The sequence below is a fragment of the Marinobacter sp. L-80 genome (assembly GCF_056859395.1).
The window spans coordinates 14584-35588 of record NZ_JBSXOI010000076.1 but is presented as its reverse complement, the minus strand read 5'-3'; the positions used below and the strand labels follow the sequence as shown (position 1 = coordinate 35588).

The following is a 21005-nucleotide window of genomic DNA, read 5'->3' as shown; positions in this document are numbered from 1 at the left end:
CTTACTCTGCCGGATCGTACGCCAGGCTTGGCGCAAGCCAGCGTTCTGCCTCGGCCTTGGAAATGCCTTTGCGTTCAGCATAGTCCTCAACCTGGTCAGCGCCAATTTTCCCTACCGCAAAATACTTGGATTCCGGATGCGCAAAGTACCAGCCGGAGACGGCAGCGGTCGGGAACATGGCAAAGTGCTCGGTCAACTCAATGCCTGCAGTATCAGTGGCCTCAAGCAAATTGAACAAGGTTGCCTTCTCCGTGTGGTCCGGGCACGCCGGGTAGCCGGGTGCCGGACGTATTCCGCGGTACCTTTCCTTGATCAGGTCATCGTTGGCCAGCTTTTCATCAGCGGCATAGCCCCAGAACTCCTGGCGAACCCGCTCGTGCATCCGCTCGGCGAAAGCTTCTGCCAGGCGGTCGGCCAACGCCTTCACCATAATCGCGTTATAGTCGTCGTTGGCATCTTTGAACTCTACCGAGAATTCTTCTGCACCAATGCCGGTGGTGACCGCGAAACCGCCCACGTAGTCCACCGTCCCGGAGCCTTCAGGCGCGACAAAATCCGACAGCGCCATCATGGGTTTGCCCGGTGCCTTTTCATCCTGCTGACGGAGGTGGTGCAGAGTAGTCAGCTCCTCGGTGCAGGATTCGTCCGTGTAAAGCACAACATCGTCACCGCGGCGGTTGGCTGGCCAGAAACCGATGACGCCACGGGCAGAGACCCGCTTTTCATCAATCATCCGGTGCAGAATCTTCTGGGCATCGTCAAAGAGGTGGCGGGCAGCCTCGCCACGCTTCGGGTCATCAAAAATGGCCGGGTACTTGCCAGAAATATCCCAGGACATGAAGAACGGCGTCCAGTCGATGTAGTCCACCAGCTCGTTGAGGTCATATTCCTCGAACACCCGGATGCCGGTGAAAGCCGGCTTTGGAGGCTGGTAGCCTTCGAAGGAGATGTCGGGGGCGCGATCACGAGCTTCCTTCAGGGAAACCAGCTTGGTGCGGTCACCCCGGTTCTTGCGGCGCTCGCGGATTTCGTCATATTCAGTTCGGGCGGCTTCCACAAACTCGGGCTTCGCATTCTTGCTCAGAAGCTGGGATGCGACGTTCACGCAGCGGGATGCGTCCGACACGTACAGCGCGATGTCGTTCTTGTACTGGGGCTCGATTTTTACCGCGGTATGCGCCTTGGAAGTTGTTGCGCCACCGATCATCAGCGGAATGTTGAAATCGAGTCGTTGCATCTCGCGAGCCACGTGGACCATTTCGTCCAGAGACGGTGTAATCAGACCGCTCAGACCAATAAGGTCGACATCGTGTTCTTTTGCAGCAGCGAGGATCTTGTCGCAGGGCACCATCACACCCAGGTCAATCACCTCATAGTTGTTGCATTGCAGGACCACTCCCACGATGTTCTTGCCGATATCATGGACATCGCCCTTTACCGTGGCCATCAGGATCTTGCCCTTGGCTTTCTGGTCTTCCGTTTTCTCCGCTTCGATGTAGGGAATCAGGTGTGCAACAGCCTGTTTCATGACGCGGGCGCTTTTGACCACCTGGGGCAGGAACATCTTGCCATCGCCGAAGAGGTCTCCGACCACGTTCATGCCATCCATCAATGGGCCTTCAATGACCTCAATGGGATGTGTGGCTCTCTGGCGGCAGGCTTCGGTATCGTCCACGATATAGGTGGTAATGCCTTTGACCAGTGCATGTTCCAGGCGCTTCTCCACCGGCCATTCACGCCAGGCCAGGTCTTCCTCCTGGGTTTTGCCGCCTTTGCCTTTGTAGCGTTCGGCGATCTCAAGGAGCCGGTCGGTGGAATCATCACGGCGGTTCAGGACAACATCTTCCACCAGCTCTTTGAGCTCCGGATCGATTTCATCGTAGATCACCAGTTGGCCGGGGTTCACGATGCCCATGTTCATCCCCGCCTTGATGGCGTGGTAGAGGAACACCGAGTGGATGGCTTCACGGACTACATCATTGCCGCGGAACGAGAAGGACACGTTGCTCACGCCGCCGGAAATTGAGGCGTGGGGCAGGTTTTCCCGAATCCAGCGGGTGGCGTTGATGAAATCCACCGCGTAGTTGTTGTGTTCCTCGATGCCTGTGGCAATGGCAAAGATGTTCGGATCAAAAATGATATCCGCCGGGTTGAAGCCGATGCCGGTCAACACGTCGTAAGAGCGCTTGCAGATCTCGGTCTTGCGCTCGTAGGTGTCTGCCTGGCCCTGTTCGTCAAAGGCCATTACCACCACGGCGGCGCCATAGCGCATGCAATCTCTGGCGCGCTTGACGAACTCCTCTTCGCCTTCCTTGAGACTGATGGAGTTCACAACCGCCTTGCCCTGGATGCAGCGCAATCCTGCTTCGATCACATCCCACTTGGAGGAGTCGATCATGATCGGCACCCGGGAGATATCCGGCTCGGAGGCGACGAGGTTCAGGAAGGTGACCATCACCTCTTTCGACTCCAGCATGCCCTCATCCATGTTGATGTCGATGATCTGGGCACCGTTTTCCACCTGATCACGGGCGACGCTGAGGGCCTCTTCGTATTGCTCTTCCTTGATCAGACGCAGGAAGCGCTTGGAGCCGGTGACGTTGGTCCGCTCACCCACGTTGATAAACAGAACATTGTCGTCGCCTGTGAACGGCTCAAGGCCAGAAAGACGCAACGCTTTCGGGCGTTCGGGAATCTTCCGGGGCGGGTACTTGGACACCGCCTGGGCGATGGCTTCGATGTGATCCGGCCGGGAGCCACAGCAGCCACCGATGATGTTCAGAAAACCGTCACGGGCGAAGCCTTCGATGATCTCGGCCATTTCCTCGGGTGTCTGATCGTATTCACCAAACTCGTTGGGAAGGCCGGCATTCGGGTGGGCGCTGACATAGGTTTCCGCCTTTGCAGACAGCTCTTCCACATAAGGTCGCAGGGCGTCGGCCCCCAGTGCGCAGTTCAGGCCAACGGATATGGGTTTGGCGTGGGCCACCGAATTCCAGAAAGCCTCGGTGGTCTGACCGGAAAGGGTTCGGCCGGAGGCATCGGTAATGGTGCCGGAAATCATGATCGGCAGGGTGATGCCGCTGTCCTCAAAATACTGCTGAGTGGCGTAGATCGCCGCTTTCGCGTTCAGCGTATCGAAAATGGTTTCAATCAGGATCAGGTCGCAGCCGCCTTCGACCAGGCCTCCTACCGCTTCGTAGTAGTTATCGACCAGGGTCTGGAAATCGACATTGCGGTAGCCCGGGTTATTGACATCCGGTGAGATGGAGGCGGTCCGCGATGTCGGCCCGACGGCACCGGCAACAAATCGCGGCTTTTCCGGGTTTTTCGCGGTGTACTCATCCGCGATCTGCCGGGCCAGTTCGGCTGCGGCCACGTTCAGTTCCCTGGCAATCGCTTCCAGCCCATAGTCCGCCTGGGAAAGCTGGGTGGAGTTAAAGGTGTTGGTCTCGATAATGTCTGCGCCGGCGTCCAGGTAGTCCGCGTGGATGTTGCGGAGCAGGGCGGGCTGGGTCAGGTTCAGCAGGTCATTATTGCCCTGAACTTCCCGCTCGTAGTCGGCAAACCGATCGCCACGGAACGCCTTCTCGTCCAGCTTGAGATTCTGGATCATGGTGCCCATGCCGCCATCAAGGATCATGATGCGTTCCTGCAGGGCCTTGTGGAGCTGGTCGAGACGGGTGGTGCGATCGGTCATAGGTTTACTTCCGGATGTCGTTAAAAACGCGGTATTAAAATCAATGGCGCGGGATCATAGCAAAATTGCCCGAGCCCGTCTTAGTACGAATGACGATTATCAATTGCCTACTGCAAATACCTGCCAATACGGGAAATTCATTACCTTCGTAAAGCCCGACTATTTTACTTGGTCTTTCATGTTCCCGCGAACTCCCTTAAAATGAATCCAAATTTTCAAACGGGTTGAAAACATGGCTCAGGTTACTGTGACAGATCCCGCTCGGGATTATCTTGCACAACTTATCGAAAAACAGGACGTGGAAGGCATGGGCGTACGTATCTTCGTGACCCAGCCCGGCACCAAAAACGCCGAAACCTGTCTGGCCTACTGCCCGCCTAACGAAGTAGTACCGACGGACGAGCAGGTAGATCTGGACAAGTTCATCCTGTATCTGGACCACAATTCCGTGCCCTTCCTCGAAGAGGCCTACGTGGATTACTCCAAGGACCAGATGGGTGGGCAGCTCACCATCAAGGCACCAAACGCAAAAGTGCCCAAGATTGATGACGACGCACCTCTGCCGGATCGGGTGAACTACATACTCGCTTCCGAGATCAATCCGAATCTGGCCGCCCATGGCGGCGAGGTGTCCCTTGTGGAGATCGTCGACGAATCCGTGGCCGTGCTGCGTTTCGGTGGCGGTTGCCAGGGTTGCTCGGCAGTCAGCCTGACCCTGAAGCAGGGCGTGGAATCAACCTTGAAAGAGCGGGTTCCGGAAATCACTGCAGTGCGTGATGTGACCGACCACTCCTACACCGAAAACGCCTACTACCAGTAAGTCCTTCCTGCCCGGTTTGCCGCGCCCTGCGGGGCGCGGCATCTATTCGGCCTGCCGCATTACCGCTTTCGCCATGGCTGCTCGGCCAATGTTGTGACATTTCAATTACTTCATCATTTGTCGCATACACAGCAACTGCAGGCAGGTACTATCCTGTCTGTCCGTTAACGGCATTATCACCGCCTAAAAACGGATTACACTCTTCTACCGGGGTCAAACTTGTTCGACGTTGCGCTTCTGTCAGTGCCTCTTATGGCGGCTGTTGTTGGTTGGCTGACCAACTGGCTGGCCATCCAGATGTCCTTCTATCCGGTGCAGTTCATCGGGGTGGGGCTGATAGGGTGGCAGGGCGTTATTCCCCGCAAAGCGGAAAAGATGGCGCATATCTGCATCGACAGGACGCTTCGGCAGTTCGGCGACCTCAACGCTGTCTACCAGAAGCTTGAACCGCAGCGCATCGTTGAGCAGGTGATTTCCCAGGTGACCCCGCGGATGGATGAGTACATCGATGAGGTTATGTACGAAATCCAGCCGGTCCTTTGGGACAACCTTCCGTTATTTGTCAGAAACCGGATTTATCAGTGGGCCCGTGAACAGCTGCCCTCCAGGGTAGAGGAGCTGGTGGAGGACTTTGGTGACGATCTGGACGAGTTGGTCGACCTCAAGGCTCTGCTCAGCCGCGAACTCGAAAAACATCCGGACATGATGAACCGGATTTTCCAGCAAGCCGGTGCGGTGGAGCTTCAGTCTGTGATCAACCGAGGTGCGGTTATCGGAGGCATTCTTGGCGCTCTCCTTGTGCCCTTATGGACCCGCTATCCGGAGCCCTGGCTGCTGCCGCTGGGCGGCTTCGTGGTCGGTTTCGTGACCAACTGGATTGCCATCAACCTGATTTTCGCGCCGCTCAAGCCCCGACGAATCCTGTTTTGGAAGGTTCAGGGTTTGTTTTTGCGCAGGCAGCCAGAAATCAGTGATGTCTGGGCCAGGCTGGTGGCGGAGGAACTGATTACTGTAGAGAAGGTTGCCGACGCCATGATCAACGGCAGCCACGGTGACAGAACCCGTGCGATTATCCAGAAACACCTTCGCCCCTTACTGGACAACTCTGTCATCATGAAGCTGACGGCGCAGGTCACCGTTGGTATGACGGGTTACACCGAGCTCAAGAAAGCCATGAACCAGAAGGCGGTACTGGCTACGCGTGACGTGTTCAGTGACCCGGCTTTTAACCGTGAGCGGGCACCTGTGGTAGCCGAAGTTCTGTCCGGCCAGATGAAAGCGCTGAAACCCGATGAATTCCAGGACATCCTGCGCCCTGCGTTCCGGGAAGAAGAGGTCCAGTTGATGATTGTGGGCGGTATTTTTGGTGCCCTGGCAGGGCTACTCCAGTTCGTTTCCCTGAACTATCTGAATTTCTAGCCGGAATGAATCCCGTTATCGGGAGTACAAGGAGGAAGGCCATGCCTTTTTGGCTAACACTGACAATCCAGATTCTTGCAACCGTTGGCGCCGTGCTTGTCACTCTCTGGGGGTTCTGGCGTTTCGTGGTCCGTCCATACCTCGATGCCAGGGTGGCGGAACTGATTGAGGCCGGCCGGGAAATCGAACCGGCGGTGACTCGCGGTGTAAAAAAGGGTGTGGCAGATACCATCCGGGAACTGCCAGAAAGCGCCCTTGACGGCACCGTTAAAGAATCGACCCGCCAGTTCCTGAAATTTGGCTCTGGCCTGTTTGAGAACGGCCTGAGCAGCTTCCTTGGCAGTGCAGCGGACCTGGAACGCAACAGGCAGAAGGACGGCGCTGCCTCAAAGGACTCTAAAGACAGTTAGTTGGCCTTGGCAGCCCCGCAATCCTGCAGGCGGTCTTTGCAGGGGTGCCGGGAAACAGCTGCATCAGGTAGATGCTGTTCCCCTTATCCTCGCCGAGCGCTTCTTTGACCGCCTTCACAAACAGGCGATTAGAGGGTGGCGACATTTCATGCTCTTTATAAAAAGATCTAAGAAACTTTATGATTTCCCAGTGTTTTTCTGTGAGATCCACGTCGTCCTCGGCAGCGATGGCCGTCGCGACACCTTCGGTCCACGTCTGGGCGTCTTCAAGAAAGCCTTCGTTGTTTCGTTGTGGCATTGCATTACTGACCATGGTTTACCAACTGATTACCCGTTGTGCCTGCAATGAAAGCGTTACCATCTCCGCAAAGTCCACAGAACTGACGTTGCCGCTCAGATCTCCCAGTCCGCGCGCCTCGACGTCCGGAATGAGCGCAAAGACCTTGCTGGCGCCCGGCAGAAGGTTCCCGCGTGCCAGCAACAGCACGCCGTTGCCGGTCAGAAGAAGGCCGTCTTCTGCAGACATCATTTCAACGCACCGCGCGGCCCGGGGATGATCGGGGGATTTGTTCAATATGTGCAATGTCTGGATGTCAGTCATCTGAGCTAACCTGCAAATGCGGTGTGGTCATAGTCAGTGAGGAGATCGGCATCAGCATCTACCAGGGTGACGCCTTCAATCAGCGAATGCTCATCGAGGCCGTAGGCAATACAGGCAGCCCGATCAGCCAGGATCGCGTCCATGCCGAATATCGGTGCTGCAGCGAGATTCTTCTCCACAGACTTCTGTTCAATGCCTCCGGCGTGCTGAGTCTGTCTCAGCCAGTTAACGCCAGGCCCGGTGAATAGCAGGGATGCCGACTGGTCGAAGGCTGCCAGCGAAAACGCCATATCCAGTGCTTCCCGTCCGGTCCACGCGCCGTAGGGAGGCTGGTCAATCATGATCAGTGTGGTCATGGTCAGTCTCCAGCGTGGAAATAAAGCGTGCGCGTGGATTTGATTCGCCCCTCGACCCATTCTCCGAGGCCAGCGATTTCAAACGGGGCCCGAAGATTGGCCGAAGGCAATTCATAGCGTTTCTGTTCGGTTTCGTTGACGAGGCCACGACGCAGCGCGGAGGCAATGCATGCCACACCGGGAATCTTGTGCTGAGTCAGAAACCGGGACCATTCGTCTGGCCAGTGGGTTTCGTCAGACGGCGGCGCGCAGAGCGCAGAGGCCAAATGGACCCCGTCACCGTAGAGGAACACCCGGTCAATCTGATGGCCAGCATCTACCGCTGCCTTCGCAAAGCCGAGAGCAGTCTGGGGCGCCTGAGACGAGTAGGGCGCGCCAGTAATTACCAGGGTAAAGGTTTCGGACATGGTTCCTGTTCGTTATAAGTCTGCAAGACAATGACTTTCAGTTTACCGAAAGCAAAAACCCCGGCAACTGCCGGGGTTTCGAAGCGGCTGATTCAGCCTGGTATCAATCTTCGCCACTGAACGCAGACAGCAGGTGCAGCAGGCTGACGAACAGGTTGTAGATGGATACATACAGACCAACAGTGGCGATGACGTAGTTACGCTCACCACCCTTGATGATCTGGCTGGTCTCGAACAGGATCATGATCGAAGCAAAGATCGTGAAGCCGGCGGACACTGCCAGATGCAGAACAGAGCTCTCCATCAGGAAGGACAGAAGCATGGCACCGATCAGTACAAACGCACCAGCGGTCAGGAAGCTGGACATGAAGCTGAAGTCTTTCTTGGTGATGATGGCCGTGGCAGACAGACCAACAAACGCAACTGCGGTCAGTGTCAGCGCCTGGGCGACAATCGAGGAAGCGCCGGCAGCTACGAAGGCGCCAATGATCGGACCCAGGGTGTATCCCATGAACCCGGTCAGGGCGAAGGTAGTCACGATGCCCCAGGGGCTGTTTTTCAACTTATAGGTTGCGAACAGCAGCCCAATGTATCCCACGATGGTGATCAGGAAGCCCGGGTGGGTTCCGTTCATGTTCAGGAATGCTGTCAGCGCCGAAAAGGCGAGTGTCATGCCAAGCAGCATATAGGTGTTGCGCAACACCTTCATCGCATCATCGCTGATGCCTGTGGTCGCGCGCTCCGTCTGGGGAGTCGAATAGGCTCCCTGAGAGTTCTGAACGCCGAATCGTCTGTCTTCCATTGTCATCTCCGTTTATAACGACTGGATACTGGTTCCCATAATAGTGTCAGATACGCAACTTTCAATCATTTACGACAGGAAAACGTCTTCCGGATTCCATTAAAAACCGTTAATGTTGAAAAATGCGGCGGGTTTTATGCAGAGCGTTGACAGCACAGGCAATTCCGGTATCATGCTCACCGCTGTCGCAATGACGGCGAATGGAAAAACCGGTGGGCTGGCAGAGTGGCTGAATGCAGCGGTCTTGAAAACCGCCGAAGGTTAGTAGCCTTCCCGGGGTTCGAATCCCTGGCCCACCGCCATTTTTCCTCTTACCTTTCTTTCTTCCGAATCTCCTGTTCCCCACGTGATATTTCCCGTCATAACGACGTGGTTATCCCTACTTGGTTTGAAGCCAGTTAACCCTCATTATCCTTGCACAGAGACTATGAGAGGGTGTTATGGGCGAATTTCAGAATCATCAAACATCTGATACCGGTTCGGCCGAACGCCGGAACCGCAAGTTTTCCGTGTCCGCAAATCGGGGCAGGGCGAGCCATAAGGTGCGTTATGTGGAGGCTGGCGGCGCCGCCGTTGATACGGGCGAATGCACGTTCTGTCAGTCTGTACCGGATCTTTCAGAGGGCTTTGAAGGCAAGGAGGGAAACCGGGGCAGCTGACGCAGCCCCGGCTATAACTCGGGGGCGGATCAGAGATCCCGGCCCGGATAGATTGCTTCTTTCTGCTCGGCTGCCCGCTGCTGGCGAGCTGCCAGAGCCTCTGGCTCGTTCTTTGGCACCTGCCAGCCTTCCAGATTTTCCTCGATCAGTTTTACCAGGGCTTCGATGTGCCCGGGTGTGGCGTTCAGCGCTGTGATGTAGCTGAACCCTTCACCGCCGGCCTCCATGAAGTACTCACGGTTTTCTTCGTCGATTTCCTCAATGGTTTCGAGGCAATCGGATGAAAAGCCGGGGCAGAATACGTCGATGGATTTGACGCCTTTGCCTGGCAGGGACTTCAGGGTTTCATCCGTGTAGGGCTTGAGCCACTCTTCCTTGCCAAAGCGGGATTGGAACGTGGTCATGTAGTCCTCTTTGCTCAGGCCCAGCCGCTCAGCCAGCAGGCGAGACGTTTTGTGGCACTCGCAGTGATAAGGATCGCCCTTGGTCAGGTACTTGAGCGGCACGCCATGGTAGGAAAATACCAGCTTCTGGTTGCGTCCATGGTTGGCCCAGTGCGCCTCGATATGGCGCGCCATGGCTTCAATGTACGGAGGATAATCCGGGTAGTGAGAAATGAAACGGAAATCGGGCAGCCAGCGCCGTTTCGAGAAATCCTTGGCAATGGCATCGAAGGTGGAGGCCGAGGTCGACGCGGAGTATTGGGGGTAAAGTGGCAGAACCAGCAGTTTCCGTACGCCCTGTTCCTGCATCTCATCAAGAACCCGGGAAATTGAGGGGTTGCCGTAGCGCATCGCAAAGCCGACGACCACGTTAGGGCCGTACTTGCGCTTGAGTGCCTCTCGGATACCCTCAGCCTGCTTTGCAGTGTGCAGCAGCAGGGGAGAGCCCTCCGGCTGCCAGACGCTTGAGTAAGCCTCTGCGCTTCGCTTGGGACGAATTCTCAGGATCACACCGTGAAGGATCAGCCACCAGAGCGGCCGCGGCAATTCGACCACCCGGGGGTCCGAGAGAAATTCAGCCAGGTAGCGACGGAGGGCCGAGGTTGTTGGCGCATCCGGTGTCCCCAGGTTGGTAACCAGCACTCCCAATCGGTCAGACTGGTTGTGGCTGAAATTCTCTGAACCTTTGTATTGCATGCGGTAGATCCTGAACGTTGGTTAGGCGGTGGCAGTGTCAGCCTTTGTCGGCGGCCTGCTGCGCCATTCTTGGTGCAAGGCCGGAAATGTCGTAACCGGCGTTGCGTGCTTTGGTAAAAATCTCATCGGCTGATGTGTTTCTGGCCGCGCTCAGAGCCCAGAGCACGGTGCAGCGGGTCCCGGAACGACAGAATGCCAGTACGGGTTTTTCGGCGTCCCGGATCATCGGCGCGAAGCGGTTTACGTCGTCGTCAGTGATGTTTCCCGACTCCACCGGCATGTATACCCACTCAAGGCCCTGTTCCCTGGCGGCGGCTTCAATATCCGCCATGGCAGGCTGGCCCGGCTCTTCGTGGTCAGGGCGATTTGCTACGAGAGTCTTGAACCCCAGCTTCGCGGCTTCTGCCACGTCTTCAATGGAAATCTGCGGGGCTACCGAAATGTTGTCGTCGATTTTTCTGATATCCATGGATGTCGTTCTCCGAATCGGGTGGTGGAGCTGCCGCCATGATCGCACAGCCCCCGGGCTGTGTCAGAATGGCGGCGGGTAAATTTACAGAAAATACTTACACTTTCGCACGGTTGCGCTCAATGACTTCGAAAATGCCCATGCCCGCAACCATGGCCGCAACAAACACCGCCGCCTTGGTTTCACCGGCACCGAGCGCGACCAGTCCCGGCCCGGGGCAGAAGCCGGCGATACCCCAGCCAACGCCGAACATAAGACCCCCGAGTACCAATCGTTTATCGATATGGGCACTGGTGGGCATTTTCATGTGGAACCCGAGGAAGGAAAGGGTGCGCTTGCGGGCAACAGCAAACGCGACCACACCCACCATGATGGCGCCGCCCATCACAAACGCCAGTGAAGGATCCCAAAGGCCTGCGATATCAAGGAAGCCGAGCACCTTTTCAGGATTGGCCATGCCGGAAACGATAAGCCCCATTCCGAAGACAAGGCCAGCAAACAGAGAAGCAAGAGAAAATTTCATGGCGTCACACCCCCATCAGGTGACGAATCACGTACACGGTGACAAATCCGGCAGCCATGAAGCTCATCGTGACTGCCAGCGAGCGCAGCGATAGGCGGGACAGACCGCAAACCCCGTGTCCACTGGTACAGCCGGAACCATATCGGGTGCCGATCCCCACCAACAGCCCCGCAACAATGAGCGCGGGATAGCCGGCCTCGATTTCGATAGGGGGAAGCTCTGTAGCCAGTACCCAGACTGCCGGTGCACCAATCAGTCCGGCAAGGAACGCCACGCGCCAGGCAATATCGCCTTTTGCCGGTGAAAGAAGTCCGCCAAGAATGCCACTGATGCCTGCAATCCGCCCGTTGAGAAGCAGAAAGCTGGCGGCAGCTATGCCCACCAGTATGCCACCCGCCAACGCTGACCAGGGGGTGAAGTTACTCCACGCAATTTCAATCATCTGATACTCCGAATTTTATAGACTTTCATTTTGGAATAAGCATATATCTTGGGGCAATAATAACAAAAAAAAGCCCGGCAAAGGATGCCGGGCAGAGGCGTGCGAGTAGTATCCATGAAAGACTTCCAGACAAACCGGCATCAGCAGGGACGCCGGTATTGGGAAGTATTGACTATATTTTGAACACTTCAAGCGAGACTCACTTTCGTTTGAAAACATTTTTTCATATCGGATGCGTCTTTATACTGCCGCCTTTCGTTGCGCGGGTTCCAGGCCGACTGAAATCCGGGCCAAGCTGTAATACAATGGCGGTTAGAAAGAACTATCCGCACTCCCGAGGTTGTACATGTCTGACGAGAACGACAATAAGCCGGAGAATGATCCGCAACTGGCGGCAAAAATCAAGGGTTCAGCCCGCCAGATCTGGCTGGCCGGGTTGGGCGCCTATACCAAAGCCGAGGAAGATACTGGCCGTTTCTTCGAGCGTCTTGTGCAGGAAGGTGAGCAGCTCGAGAACAAAACCCGGGGCGTCGTCGAAAAGCAGATCAAGTCCGTGGAAGATCGGGTTGAAGGGGTTCGGGAGCGAGCCACTGGCACCTGGGATCGGCTTGAGCACATGTTTGATGAACGGGTGTCCGGTGCCCTGAGACGTCTGGGCATACATCGCCGTGAAGAAATCGAATCTATGGAGCGGCGTATTGAAGCCCTTGAATCAGAACTTGCCCGCCTGCGGAAACGTGCCGGTGACGACGAAGAATAACGTTACGGCTCAGAGATAATCCCGGCTCATCAGCCGGGCTTCCTCCCGGTCGGCCGGCGCAAGGTAGGGCAGCACCAGGTGCATCATCTGGTAAACACCCCGCCCCGGATCCACTGCCTCCCGGTCATCCAGGTGAGAGAGCGTATCGAAAGCACTCCAATAACAGGCGGTTAGCGTCAACTGCTCACAAAGAGAATCAAGCTCTTCCTGCTCAATCGCCATAATGCCCTGGCGTCGAAAGCTCTCGCAAATCGTCTTGAAAGCCAGTCTTTTCTTTTTCTGGATGCGCTTGAATCGTACCTGCAGCTGATCGTACCGGGACAACACGTTCACCAGATCCTGATAGAGGAACCGGTAGCGGGCTACGGTCTCGAACAGCAGGTGCAGAAAGAACCCCTGCTGGTCGAGGCTGATGTCGGCGTCTTCCGGAACCGCCAACAAGTCGACCATGTCGTGTTCGTACTGGTCGAAGATTTCCTCGACAATATCGCCTTTGCTCTTGAAGTGGTAATAGAGGTTACCCGGGCTGATATCCATCTCATCAGAGATCAGCAGGGTGGTGACATTGGGTTCGCCGACGGTGTTAAACAGCGCCAGGCTGGTCTGGAGTATACGGTCGCGGGTTTTGATTTTTTTCATATCGCGCCGGGCCAGCCCCTAGAGCTCGAAGCTCGCCCAGACCGGACAGTGGTCGGACGGCCTTTCCATGGCTCGAATGTCGTAGGAAACACCCGCTTTCCGGGCTTTGGGCAGCAGGCTGTCACTGGCCATGATCAGATCAATCCGCAGACCACGCTTGGGGTCTCGCTCGAAACCCTTGCTGCGGTAGTCAAACCAGCTGAAAGTGTCCGCTTCATCAGGATGAAGGTGCCGGAACACATCGGTATAACCGCGAGACTCGACCTGGCCCAGCCATTCCCGTTCCTCCGGGAGGAAAGAGCATTTACCGGTTCGTAGCCAGCGTTTGGCGTTGTCGGCGCCAATGCCAATGTCTTTATCGGTTGGAGAGATGTTCATATCCCCCATCACCACCACGTAGCCGCCCGCTTTCTTGAGCTCGTCCAGGTAACGCATCAGATCCCCGTAGAACTTCTCCTTGGCAGGAAACTTCACCGGATGGTCACGGCTTTCACCCTGGGGAAAATAGCCGTTGATCACCGTCAGCTTTTCGCCATTGACCGTGAAATGGCCGGTAATCAGCCTGCGCTGGGAATCCTCACCATCCCACGGGTAGCCTTTGACAACCTCCTCCGGCTCCGCTTTTGAGAGCAGGGCAACGCCATAGTGGGTTTTTTGCCCGTGGAAATGCACGTGGTAGCCAAGGTCCCGGATTGCTTCTACCGGAAAGTCGTCGTCCTGAACCTTGGTTTCCTGAAGGCCGATAAAATCCGGTGCGAGGGCGTCTATTACGGCTTCAAGCTGGTGCAGGCGGGTGCGGATACTGTTGACGTTGAAAGAGACGAACATCATTTCAAAATACTCTCCGGCGTTGATTCCCGTCGGAGTTTACCATACTGACCCCCGGGGTCTGCCTTGGCAGGGGCGACAGTTTCAGGGGGTCAGTTCACAATCCGGGGTGGTATTCACTTTATAGCGGATATGGGCGGTGTAGTTTTCATCCTGGTTTTTCCGGATATTGGTGAGGCCCAGATAGTCGGAAAGGGCACCCGAGTTGCTGTAACCCAGCACGATGGGGTCGACCAGGAAACGCAGCACCATGCCGGTAGGGCGTATCTGTACGACATGGTCAGCATTCACCCGGTCGTTCTCGACCCGTTCCAGAACGAAACCATAATGCTCGCCCCGGGTAGGTCCAAGAAACCGGAATTCAACCGGCTCGCCAGCCACAACACTCTGCCAATTCTGACGTACGAAGTTATCGAACCCGGCATCCACAACGGTAGTTTCCGGGTATGTCACCTCGAATTGCTCTGAATCGCCGCCTGGCGTCTGCCAGTCGATCACCAAAGTGTCGGGTGCAGGGTAGGTGATCTGCATTTCTTCACTGAATGTCGGCTGAACGAAGTCTACGGACGGACGCAGTACTGAAACCTCGTATTCAAGGTCTTTGCGGGCGAATGACTCGTCCGCGTCCGGTTTGAAGTAGGTCACCTCGTGTTGCCGGGGCCGGAATACGCCTTCCTCACAGGTACCATCAACGGAATGGCGCTCTTCGTAAATAACGTTGCCGTCTCCCGTGCTTGCGGTACCGATGAAACTGAAATCTGCGGCCGCGGCCGGCCCTGCGACTGCCAACAGCGCCACGTAAACTGACCAGGTAGCGCGTTTCATCGAACCAGCTCCGGGTAAAGCGTTTTGCGGGCGAAAAGCAGCAGCGGGAAGACAACCAGCCAGCCAAACCCGAGTGCAATCAGCGATGGCAGCAAGTCTGGCAGCTGCACTGCACCGAGCTGGCTCGCCGACCAATAGGCGAAGGGGCCGGCAAAGGGCGCAAGTACGAAGGGCAGCCAGGCTTTCTTGCTGATCCAGTCGAGGGAATGGCTCAGAGTCGTCATGAAGATGGCCCAGATGGCGACAAGCCAAGGGGGAGTGAGCATCACTTGTCCGGAGCCGTCGTCCAGAATGCCGGTCCGGAACCAGATGCCGTCCAGAACTGAGCCGACGACGGTTCCCAGGCCGATGAACTGAAGCTCGGTCATCCGGTTCTGGCTGACCAGGACAAAATGCAGCACCAGAAATATCACCACGATCCCGGCGCCGATCAGCCCGGGATAAAACACGCAGGCAAACCAGCCTGCCTGGAACAGCAGGAAATTAAGAACGTTACGGGCAGTTTCGGAGGCGATCATACGCTCAAGATGTTCTCGCGTTTGTTGCCGGGCTTGGCGAACACCAGCTGCGCAACGCCAATGGCCCGCTCGCTGAAGCCCGCTTCACAATAGGCAAAGTAAAAGTGCCACAGGCGCCGGAATCCTTCGTCGTAACCCATCGACTCCAGCTTGTCCCGCTGGGCCATGAACCGGTCGCACCAGTCGTGAAGGGTCCTGGCATAGTGGAAGCCGGTATCCTCGGCATGGGTGAGTACCAGCTTGCTTTCTTTTCGAACCGATTCGAGGATGGCTCCGAAAGAGGGAATAAAGCTCCCCGGGAAGATAAATCGCTGGATAAAATCAACGTTTTTCAAAGCTCTCTGGTACCGCTGCTCCGGCATGTTAATGGCCTGCACCAGAGCCAACCCGTCGGGCTTCAACAGGGCGTTAATTTGGGAGAAATAGCTGTTGAGAAACTGAGGGCCAACGGCTTCAATCATCTCGATGGAAACAAGTTTGTCGAATTGCCCCTGGAGGTCCCGGTAATCGTCAAACAGTAGGGTAATCTGGTCCTCCAGCCCCTCTTTCTGGACCCGTTCTTTCGCGAGCTCCAGCTGCTCTCTGGAAATGGTCGTCGTGGTGACATGACAGCCATAGTGTTTGGCGGCATGGATCGCAAAGCCGCCCCAGCCGGTGCCGATTTCAATCACCTTGTCCCCGGGCTGGAGGTCCAGCTTCCGGCAGATGGTGTCCAGTTTGTGCACAGCCGCTTCTTCAAGGCTCGATTCGGCGCTGGGATAGATCGCCGACGAGTACATCATGGTTGGGTCGAGGAAGGTCTCGAACAGGTCGTTACCCAGATCGTAATGGGCGCTGATGTTTTTCCGGGAGCCTTCTTTCGTATTACGGTTCAGCCAGTGCAGGCCTTTCAGGGCAGGTTTGGTAACCCAGCTGAACCGGTCTTCAAACTCATTCATACGGTCGACGTTGCGGGTAAAGAAGCGGAGCAGGGCAACCAGATCGGGCGTCGACCAGTCCCCGGCAACGTACGCTTCTGCTGCGCCAACGCTTCCGCCCGTCAGCAGGTCCCGCCAGGTGCTGTGATCGTGGATAATCAGCTCTGCCGGCTGGTACTGGCTATTGCCGTCTCCGAATACAAGGTCTTCAAACCCGGATTCCTTCACCGTCAACTGGCCTTCGCCCAGTAAGCGGAGCTGCTGAATCACCAGGGTCCTCGCAAACCGGCTGAGCGCCGGAAGGCTGCCAGAGTCGGATGACGTGTTTTCAACCGAAGTATTCAGGTTCTCCATGAGCTTACCCTTCCACGAATCTTGTCATTGGTCTCGGAGCTGGTGACATCCAGCCCGGAATCATCATGCCCACGGCGGTAGGCGGTATCGTCCTCGTAAAGCTTATCGGGGTGGGTGTAGAACGGTGCCCCCTTGAGCTTGAGGCGCAGGGCGTGCCAGTAAATACCTGCCACAACCTTGAATGCCTCGAGCGGAAACTTTCGAAGACTTCTGTGCACATCTTTACGAGTGAGAGGGGTACGTTGGACTACCAGAGTGGCATCAAAATGCTTGCGGCCCTCTTCCAGAACATTCATGTGAATTCTCAGATCAGGGCCCCGGAAACTGAATGTCCACTCGTAGTGCTGGTTCATGCCGTTGAACGGCGACACGTGAAAGCGTTTGCTAAAACCAAACTGTTCGGTGCGCCAGCCCGCCTGGTTCGGCTCTGCGCCGGTCGTCTCCAGGCAATAGGCATGACGGTCATGCCACGGGGTGTTGGTAATCTGGGCAACGATGACCTTTGGAACCACGCCATCCGCCGGGCACTCGCCGGCGCGGTAGCAGAAATAGAAGCTGACCGGATTGAACACGTAACCAAAGTAGCGCGGATGAGTAATCAGCTCGACTTCTCCATCCGGACGCCAGCCGGTGGCCCGTTCCACGTGGTCACGCACAGCCCCGGACAGGTCGCCTGTCTCCGGACGGAAGTAGTCCCTGCGCTTCAGAGACATCCAGTTGAAACGTTCCAGGGAAAATAGCGGGCTGATATCGGAAACCTGGTTCCACTCGTCGGTGTCCAGGGCCAGCATGCCGGTGCTGTAGCTGAATTCGTGTTGCACCGGGTACTTCCGCCTGTGCCGGACAGTACCCTCCAGCCATTGGCTGTTCACGGTCAAAGCTCCACCCCGAACGCTTCGGTGACCCGCAACGCGCTGCGAACGCCATCTTCGTGGAATCCGTTGAACCAGTAAGCACCACAGAAATGGGTTCGATTTTGGTTACCGATTTCGTCGTAGCGTTCCTGGGCTGCCACCGCGTCCAGTGTGAATACCGGATGGGCGTATTCGAAGCGCTTGATCACCTTTTCGGGGTCGATATCTCGGCTGCGATTGAGGGTCACACAGAAGGTTTCCGGGGCATCATGGAAGTTCTGTAGTATGTTCATGTTGTAGGTGACAGAAACCGGTTCAGTACTGTGGGTCGGAATAAAGTAGTTCCAGGCAGCCCATGCCCGGCGATTGTCCGGCAACACGCTGCTGTCTGTATGGAGCACGACATCGTTGTTCTGATAGGCCATGGCTCCGAGTATGTCCCGTTCCTTGTCGGTCGCGTCAGCGAGCATGGCAAGGGCCTGGTCGCTGTGGCAGCCAAAAATCACCTGGTCAAAGTGGTGTTCTTCGCCCCTGACAGTCACGGTTACACCGTCCTCATGGCGGACAACCCTGTCGACAGGGCTGTTCAGGTGCATGCCATCACCCAGCCGTTCCATCATCTTCTTCACGTACTGGGCAGACCCACCGGAAATCACCCGCCAGGTCGGGCGGTCATCCACAGACAGCATGCCGTGATTGTTGAAAAACTGCAGGAAGAACCGGATTGGAAACTGTTCCAGCACGATTTCCGGTGCTGACCAGATCGCCGCACCCATCGGAACAATGTAGTAGTTCCTGAAATAGCGGGAGTACCCGTTCCGGTTCAGGTATTCCCCCAGTGTTTCTTCGTTATTGATATTGCCGGCTTCAAGGTCTGCACGGGTTTCCTTGTTAAAGCGCAGAATCTCCCTCACCATTTTCAGGAACGGCAGGTTGAAAAGATTCTTTCGCTGGGCAAACAGGGTATTCAGGCTGGTGCCGTTATACTGCAGGCCGGTGCTGCTGCAGTCCACGCTGAAGCTCATGTCGCTGACTTCCGATGGAACTCCCAGCCGCTCCATCAGTTTGATGAAATTCGGGTAGGTCCAGTCGTTGAATACGATGAAGCCGGTATTCACCGGCCAGGTCCGGCCACCGGCTTCGACCTGTTCGGTGTTTGTGTGACCGCCGGCATAGTCACCCGCTTCAAAAACCTGAACATCGTGTTTCTCGGCCAAAAGCCAGGCAGCCGTGAGGCCGGAAACGCCGGCCCCAATGACAGCAATCCGCTGACGCTCACTACTCATCCATTATTTTCCTGTTCGGTGTTGCTTTTACGGGCCATAGAGGCCGACATACGGTCGATCAAGGGCCGGGGAAGGGCGCCCAGCGCTTTCAACATCCAGGTGAAGCGCTTGGGGAATGCAATCTCATTCTTGCCACGCGCGAGACCACTGACAATGCGCTCCGCCGCATCCTCTGCAGAAACCAGAAAAGGCATTGGAAAATCGTTCCGATCGGTCAATGGTGTCTTGACGAATCCGGGGGAAACCACCACTACGTCGATCCCTTCGGCGTCAAGGTCTGCCCGGAGTGCATGGGCAAAATAGGTCAGCGCCGCCTTGGAAGCGCCGTAGCCTTCAGCCCGGCCGAAAGGGAACCACCAGGCGGAAGAGCTGACGATCACGAGGGTCGCCGGCTGGCCTTTAGCCCGGCTGCGCCTGAGGGCCGGCAGAGCAATATCGAGACACCGCGCCGTGCCAATCACATTGGTGTGAATGTTCTTCTCGATAACGTCACTGTTGTAGTGCGCTATCTCCAGATATTCACAGGTGCCGGCGTTCAGTATCACCATGTTCAGGTCGCCGTGATTTTCCAGCGTACCTGCAATGGCCTGGAGATCTTCTTTGCTGGTGGTGTCTGCAGCCGCCGGTATAATCCGGTCTGGCGCTGCAGAAGCCAGTTCTTCGAGAGCACCCTGTCGGCGGCCGGTAATCACAAGCCGGTGACCACCGCGTGCCAGGGCACGGGTAACGGATTCGCCAATGCCTGAACTGGCGCCGGTAATCCAGATATTCGAGGTTTCCTGAAGTCGATCACTCATCCTGCCTGATCCTTGATCCAGCGAATGGCCCTGCCAATCACCGGCAGGTTTTCGTAGAGCATTTCCCCGGCGTCAAAGTAATCACGGTGGTAGCACACCATCCCGTCCCGGATTTCGAGGTGGCTGATGCCCTGCACCTGGACTTCACGCCCCTTGCGAAGGCGCTTGTGACGAAGGTGCATAACCCAAGGCAAGGCGGCAAACTCACCGTGAACCACGGCTTCACCGAATTCAAAGCGACAGGAGATGACGTTCGCATAAGCCCCGGCGAAATAGTGGGTCAGCTCATCCAGGCCCGATACGGTGCTCAGTGGGTCCTGGAACCGGATATCCTCGCTGTAGACCCGGGAGAGCTTGTTCAGATTACCCTTGTCGAGTTCGTTGAACAGCGCTCTGAAATTATCGAGCGTTGCCGGCACCGCCGAATTACGCGTACCTACTTCGATCTTTGAGGCGGTTGTCATTGCCTGCTCCTCCTCATTTTATCCAGTTCGCGTGTTTCTTCCTGAATGTGCTTGGGTATCGGGTTGAGCTCCCAGATGATGCCAAGCTTCGACATCAGCCATAGCCCGTACCAGGTGATGTCAATTTCATACCACCGGAACCCCTGACGAACAGATTGCGGCCAGCGGTGGTGATTGTTGTGCCATCCCTCGCCCAGGGTAAGTAGGGCGAGCCAGAAGTTGTTTCGGCTGTCGTCCGACGTTTCAAATCGGCGCTTGCCCCACACATGGGACAAAGAGTTGATGGATACCGTGGCGTGAAACAGCACGACGGTCGAAATGAAGAATCCCCAGACAAGCATCTGCAGACCGTTGGTCCCCAACCCCGGAGCCCACGCGGCCAACGCCTCGCCCAGCCCGTAAATACCAACGGCAGCGAGAGCAGGTACCAGGGCATCAAACCGGTTAATCAGCCTTAGTTCCGGGAATTTCAGCCAGTCCCGAACCCGACGTTCGTCGGTCGCGAAGCCGGCGTCACAGGTGAACCACCCCATGTGGGACCACCAGAATCCGCCCTGATGGGGCGAGTGCAGGTCCTGAACATCATCGGAGTGCTGATGATGATGGCGGTGGTGGGCAGCCCACCAGAGCGGGCCGCGTTGGGCCGCGCTAGCGCCGAGCACCGCGAATACAAACTGGGCAGGCCGGCTGGTCTTGAACGTCTTGTGGGCAAAATAACGATGGTAGAATCCGGTAATCGCAAACATCCGCACGAGGAAGAAAGCAATCGCGAATCCGATGGCGAATGCGCTTACGCCGGTGTAAAACGCCAGAAGGCAAGCCAGATGGAGCGCAATGAACGGAATAACGCGTAAAAAATTGAATGATCGGGACGTGGTGTCTATGTGATCCGAACCTGCTTCGGAATCGAACCACCTCAGAATGTTTGTAAGCCAATGTTGCATTCGGGTCATACCCTGATTGCCCTTTCTCTTTAATGGAATCTTGATCGCACACTCAGTCTTGATGCCGCTGGT

The 21005-nt window shown here is 56.3% G+C and carries 24 protein-coding genes and 1 tRNA gene; 5 read left to right on the top strand and 20 right to left on the bottom strand.

Features of this window, described 5'->3' with window-relative positions:
* Position 1 precedes the first annotated feature (1 nt).
* Positions 2–3700 (bottom strand): methionine synthase, encoded by a 3699-nt coding sequence (gene metH / locus AC13E3_RS18830; protein WP_482902338.1) that lies wholly within the window; start codon positions 3698–3700, stop codon positions 2–4.
* A 232-nt stretch (positions 3701–3932) separates the two neighbouring features.
* Here metH and nfuA point away from each other — a divergent pair, with 232 nt between their 5' ends.
* The 3 genes from nfuA (at position 3933) to AC13E3_RS18815 (ending at position 6349) form a co-directional block, all read left to right on the top strand.
* Positions 3933–4520 (top strand): Fe-S biogenesis protein NfuA, encoded by a 588-nt coding sequence (nfuA, locus tag AC13E3_RS18825; RefSeq protein WP_008171684.1) that lies wholly within the window; start codon positions 3933–3935, stop codon positions 4518–4520.
* A 219-nt stretch (positions 4521–4739) separates the two neighbouring features.
* Positions 4740–5939 carry a DUF445 domain-containing protein gene (locus AC13E3_RS18820; protein WP_008171683.1) on the top strand — a complete coding sequence of 400 codons (1200 nt, stop codon included), beginning with the start codon at positions 4740–4742 and terminating at the stop codon, positions 5937–5939.
* Positions 5940–5980: 41 nt separating this feature from the next.
* Complete coding sequence (locus AC13E3_RS18815) at positions 5981–6349, top strand: hypothetical protein (RefSeq protein WP_008171682.1); 369 nt, start codon at positions 5981–5983, stop codon at positions 6347–6349.
* On the opposite strand, the gene AC13E3_RS18810 is transcribed toward AC13E3_RS18815, so the two are convergent.
* The 5 genes from AC13E3_RS18810 to AC13E3_RS18790 form a co-directional block, all read right to left on the bottom strand.
* Positions 6336–6662, bottom strand: coding sequence for a TusE/DsrC/DsvC family sulfur relay protein (locus AC13E3_RS18810; RefSeq protein WP_008171680.1), 327 nt, complete (start codon positions 6660–6662; stop codon positions 6336–6338). The two genes, AC13E3_RS18815 and AC13E3_RS18810, sit on opposite strands and share 14 nt — an antisense overlap.
* A gap of 3 nt (positions 6663–6665) precedes the next feature.
* Complete coding sequence (tusB, locus tag AC13E3_RS18805) at positions 6666–6950, bottom strand: sulfurtransferase complex subunit TusB (protein ID WP_008171678.1); 285 nt, start codon at positions 6948–6950, stop codon at positions 6666–6668.
* Between the two features lie 5 nt (positions 6951–6955).
* Entirely contained in the window at positions 6956–7306 is a 351-nt protein-coding gene (locus AC13E3_RS18800) for a DsrE family protein (RefSeq protein WP_008171676.1), read from the bottom strand.
* A gap of 2 nt (positions 7307–7308) precedes the next feature.
* Positions 7309–7713 (bottom strand): sulfurtransferase complex subunit TusD, encoded by a 405-nt coding sequence (tusD, locus tag AC13E3_RS18795; RefSeq protein WP_008171675.1) that lies wholly within the window; start codon positions 7711–7713, stop codon positions 7309–7311.
* Positions 7714–7816: 103 nt separating this feature from the next.
* A complete protein-coding gene (locus AC13E3_RS18790; RefSeq protein ID WP_008171674.1) occupies positions 7817–8515 on the bottom strand; it encodes a Bax inhibitor-1/YccA family protein in 699 nt (232 codons plus the stop codon).
* A gap of 211 nt (positions 8516–8726) precedes the next feature.
* Here AC13E3_RS18790 and AC13E3_RS18785 point away from each other — a divergent pair.
* Positions 8727–8817, top strand: a tRNA-Ser gene (locus tag AC13E3_RS18785).
* Positions 8818–9203: 386 nt separating this feature from the next.
* On the opposite strand, the gene hemH is transcribed toward AC13E3_RS18785, so the two are convergent.
* From hemH to AC13E3_RS18765, 4 genes are all read right to left on the bottom strand, one after another.
* Entirely contained in the window at positions 9204–10313 is a 1110-nt protein-coding gene (gene hemH / locus AC13E3_RS18780; RefSeq protein WP_008171672.1) for a ferrochelatase, read from the bottom strand.
* 37 nt (positions 10314–10350) lie between these two features.
* On the bottom strand, positions 10351–10782 hold the full coding sequence (locus AC13E3_RS18775) for a protein tyrosine phosphatase family protein (RefSeq protein WP_008171670.1): 432 nt from the start codon (positions 10780–10782) through the stop codon (positions 10351–10353).
* 97 nt (positions 10783–10879) lie between these two features.
* Positions 10880–11305, bottom strand: coding sequence for a YeeE/YedE family protein (locus AC13E3_RS18770; RefSeq protein WP_008171667.1), 426 nt, complete (start codon positions 11303–11305; stop codon positions 10880–10882).
* A gap of 4 nt (positions 11306–11309) precedes the next feature.
* The gene (locus AC13E3_RS18765; protein ID WP_008171666.1) at positions 11310–11747 is read right to left on the bottom strand and encodes a YeeE/YedE family protein; all 438 of its coding nucleotides are present in this window, start codon (positions 11745–11747) and stop codon (positions 11310–11312) included.
* A 346-nt stretch (positions 11748–12093) separates the two neighbouring features.
* Between AC13E3_RS18765 and AC13E3_RS18760 the strand changes: the two genes are divergently transcribed.
* Positions 12094–12507 (top strand): phasin family protein, encoded by a 414-nt coding sequence (locus AC13E3_RS18760; protein ID WP_008171665.1) that lies wholly within the window; start codon positions 12094–12096, stop codon positions 12505–12507.
* Between the two features lie 9 nt (positions 12508–12516).
* On the opposite strand, the gene AC13E3_RS18755 is transcribed toward AC13E3_RS18760, so the two are convergent.
* The 10 genes from AC13E3_RS18755 to AC13E3_RS18710 form a co-directional block, all read right to left on the bottom strand.
* Positions 12517–13146, bottom strand: a complete 630-nt coding sequence (locus AC13E3_RS18755) for a TetR/AcrR family transcriptional regulator (protein WP_008171664.1) — start codon at positions 13144–13146, stop codon at positions 12517–12519.
* 18 nt (positions 13147–13164) lie between these two features.
* Positions 13165–13977 carry an exodeoxyribonuclease III gene (gene xthA / locus AC13E3_RS18750; RefSeq protein ID WP_008171663.1) on the bottom strand — a complete coding sequence of 271 codons (813 nt, stop codon included), beginning with the start codon at positions 13975–13977 and terminating at the stop codon, positions 13165–13167.
* Positions 13978–14058: 81 nt separating this feature from the next.
* Positions 14059–14799 (bottom strand): hypothetical protein, encoded by a 741-nt coding sequence (locus AC13E3_RS18745; RefSeq protein ID WP_008171662.1) that lies wholly within the window; start codon positions 14797–14799, stop codon positions 14059–14061.
* On the bottom strand, positions 14796–15317 hold the full coding sequence (locus AC13E3_RS18740; protein WP_053115357.1) for a DUF2878 domain-containing protein: 522 nt from the start codon (positions 15315–15317) through the stop codon (positions 14796–14798). The genes AC13E3_RS18745 and AC13E3_RS18740 overlap by 4 nt, the downstream gene beginning before the upstream one ends.
* Entirely contained in the window at positions 15314–16588 is a 1275-nt protein-coding gene (locus AC13E3_RS18735) for a class I SAM-dependent methyltransferase (protein ID WP_474546356.1), read from the bottom strand. The genes AC13E3_RS18740 and AC13E3_RS18735 overlap by 4 nt, the downstream gene beginning before the upstream one ends.
* Positions 16576–17460: a DUF1365 domain-containing protein gene (locus tag AC13E3_RS18730; protein WP_288365655.1), complete on the bottom strand. Its 885-nt coding sequence runs from the start codon at positions 17458–17460 to the stop codon at positions 16576–16578. The genes AC13E3_RS18735 and AC13E3_RS18730 overlap by 13 nt, the downstream gene beginning before the upstream one ends.
* Before the next feature lie 2 nt (positions 17461–17462).
* Positions 17463–18728: an NAD(P)/FAD-dependent oxidoreductase gene (locus AC13E3_RS18725; protein WP_053115354.1), complete on the bottom strand. Its 1266-nt coding sequence runs from the start codon at positions 18726–18728 to the stop codon at positions 17463–17465.
* Positions 18725–19525, bottom strand: coding sequence for an SDR family NAD(P)-dependent oxidoreductase (locus tag AC13E3_RS18720; protein WP_014577143.1), 801 nt, complete (start codon positions 19523–19525; stop codon positions 18725–18727). Before AC13E3_RS18720 ends, AC13E3_RS18725 begins: the two co-directional genes overlap by 4 nt.
* Complete coding sequence (locus AC13E3_RS18715; RefSeq protein WP_062784247.1) at positions 19522–19989, bottom strand: nuclear transport factor 2 family protein; 468 nt, start codon at positions 19987–19989, stop codon at positions 19522–19524. Before AC13E3_RS18715 ends, AC13E3_RS18720 begins: the two co-directional genes overlap by 4 nt.
* Positions 19986–20942 (bottom strand): acyl-CoA desaturase, encoded by a 957-nt coding sequence (locus AC13E3_RS18710; protein WP_482902337.1) that lies wholly within the window; start codon positions 20940–20942, stop codon positions 19986–19988. The genes AC13E3_RS18715 and AC13E3_RS18710 overlap by 4 nt, the downstream gene beginning before the upstream one ends.
* Positions 20943–21005 lie beyond the last annotated feature (63 nt).

Excerpts from the sequence above, each read along its gene's own strand:
- AC13E3_RS18810 (WP_008171680.1), bottom strand. The coding sequence starts at position 6,662 with ATGGTCAGTAATGCAATGCCACAACGAAACAACGAAGGCTTTCTTGAA.
- AC13E3_RS18740 (WP_053115357.1), bottom strand. The coding sequence starts at position 15,317 with ATGATCGCCTCCGAAACTGCCCGTAACGTTCTTAATTTCCTGCTGTTC.
- tusB (WP_008171678.1), bottom strand. The coding sequence starts at position 6,950 with ATGACTGACATCCAGACATTGCACATATTGAACAAATCCCCCGATCAT.
- AC13E3_RS18770 (WP_008171667.1), bottom strand. The coding sequence starts at position 11,305 with ATGAAATTTTCTCTTGCTTCTCTGTTTGCTGGCCTTGTCTTCGGAATG.
- AC13E3_RS18765 (WP_008171666.1), bottom strand. The coding sequence starts at position 11,747 with ATGATTGAAATTGCGTGGAGTAACTTCACCCCCTGGTCAGCGTTGGCG.
- AC13E3_RS18735 (WP_474546356.1), bottom strand. The coding sequence starts at position 16,588 with ATGGAGAACCTGAATACTTCGGTTGAAAACACGTCATCCGACTCTGGC.
- AC13E3_RS18815 (WP_008171682.1), top strand. The coding sequence starts at position 5,981 with ATGCCTTTTTGGCTAACACTGACAATCCAGATTCTTGCAACCGTTGGC.
- AC13E3_RS18725 (WP_053115354.1), bottom strand. The coding sequence starts at position 18,728 with ATGAGTAGTGAGCGTCAGCGGATTGCTGTCATTGGGGCCGGCGTTTCC.
- AC13E3_RS18775 (WP_008171670.1), bottom strand. The coding sequence starts at position 10,782 with ATGGATATCAGAAAAATCGACGACAACATTTCGGTAGCCCCGCAGATT.
- hemH (WP_008171672.1), bottom strand. The coding sequence starts at position 10,313 with ATGCAATACAAAGGTTCAGAGAATTTCAGCCACAACCAGTCTGACCGA.
- AC13E3_RS18755 (WP_008171664.1), bottom strand. The coding sequence starts at position 13,146 with ATGAAAAAAATCAAAACCCGCGACCGTATACTCCAGACCAGCCTGGCG.
- xthA (WP_008171663.1), bottom strand. The coding sequence starts at position 13,977 with ATGATGTTCGTCTCTTTCAACGTCAACAGTATCCGCACCCGCCTGCAC.
- nfuA (WP_008171684.1), top strand. The coding sequence starts at position 3,933 with ATGGCTCAGGTTACTGTGACAGATCCCGCTCGGGATTATCTTGCACAA.
- AC13E3_RS18720 (WP_014577143.1), bottom strand. The coding sequence starts at position 19,525 with ATGAGTGATCGACTTCAGGAAACCTCGAATATCTGGATTACCGGCGCC.
- AC13E3_RS18790 (WP_008171674.1), bottom strand. The coding sequence starts at position 8,515 with ATGGAAGACAGACGATTCGGCGTTCAGAACTCTCAGGGAGCCTATTCG.
- AC13E3_RS18760 (WP_008171665.1), top strand. The coding sequence starts at position 12,094 with ATGTCTGACGAGAACGACAATAAGCCGGAGAATGATCCGCAACTGGCG.
- tusD (WP_008171675.1), bottom strand. The coding sequence starts at position 7,713 with ATGTCCGAAACCTTTACCCTGGTAATTACTGGCGCGCCCTACTCGTCT.
- AC13E3_RS18745 (WP_008171662.1), bottom strand. The coding sequence starts at position 14,799 with ATGAAACGCGCTACCTGGTCAGTTTACGTGGCGCTGTTGGCAGTCGCA.
- metH (WP_482902338.1), bottom strand. The coding sequence starts at position 3,700 with ATGACCGATCGCACCACCCGTCTCGACCAGCTCCACAAGGCCCTGCAG.
- AC13E3_RS18715 (WP_062784247.1), bottom strand. The coding sequence starts at position 19,989 with ATGACAACCGCCTCAAAGATCGAAGTAGGTACGCGTAATTCGGCGGTG.
- AC13E3_RS18800 (WP_008171676.1), bottom strand. The coding sequence starts at position 7,306 with ATGACCACACTGATCATGATTGACCAGCCTCCCTACGGCGCGTGGACC.
- AC13E3_RS18710 (WP_482902337.1), bottom strand. The coding sequence starts at position 20,942 with ATGACCCGAATGCAACATTGGCTTACAAACATTCTGAGGTGGTTCGAT.